At 62.9% G+C, this 755-nt stretch carries 1 protein-coding gene; it reads left to right on the forward strand.

Annotation, left to right across the window (positions count from 1 at the left end; translation table 11 throughout):
• The coding region (locus QU481_RS23745; protein WP_289832397.1) for an IS256 family transposase at positions 1–755 on the forward strand (755 nt) is incomplete at both ends.

Below are 755 nucleotides of genomic sequence, written 5' to 3' on the forward strand. Positions count from 1 at the left end.
TTAGCCGAACAGGCGCTCGCCGCCGTGGTGCAGGAAGCCTGGATCAATGGGGTCTCGACCCGCAAGGTCGACGAACTGGTGCAGGCGATGGGCATGACCGGCATCTCGAAGAGCCAGGTGTCCGAGCTGTGCAAAGGGATCGATGAGCGGGTCGAGTCGTTTCTGAATCGCCCGATCGAAGGCGAATGGCCGTATCTGTGGCTGGACGCGACCTACCTCAAGGTCCGCAAGGGCGGGCGGGTGGTGTCGGTGGCGGCCATAGTCGCCTGCGCGGTGAATCAGGATGGGCGGCGCGAGATTCTGGGCCTGGGGATCGGTGAATCCGAAGCCAAGGAATTCTGGATCGATTTCCTGCGCGGGCTGCGCCAGCGTGGGCTATGTGGGGTCAAGCTGGTGATCTCCGATGCGCATGAAGGATTGAAAGCCGCCATCGCCCAGGTGTTCTCGGCGACGTGGCAGCGCTGCCGGGTGCACTTCATGCGCAACGTCCTGGTTTGTGTGCCCAAGTCCCATCAGGCACTGGCCGGCACCTTGATCCGTCAGGTGTTTCTTCAGCCGGATGCCGACAGCGCCCACGAGTCATGGCGCCAGGTGGCGGACAAGCTCCGGCCGAAGTTTGGCAAGGCGGCCGGGGTGATGGATGAGGCGGAACACGACGTGCTGGCACACCTGGACTTCCCGGCGGCGCATCGGGTGAAGATTCACTCGACCAATACGCTGGAACGACTGAACAAGGAAATCAAACGCCGCGCCAA

It is taken from the genome of Crenobacter oryzisoli (assembly GCF_030385785.1).
In the GTDB taxonomy this organism is placed as follows: Bacteria; Pseudomonadota; Gammaproteobacteria; order Burkholderiales; family Chromobacteriaceae; genus Crenobacter_A; species Crenobacter_A oryzisoli.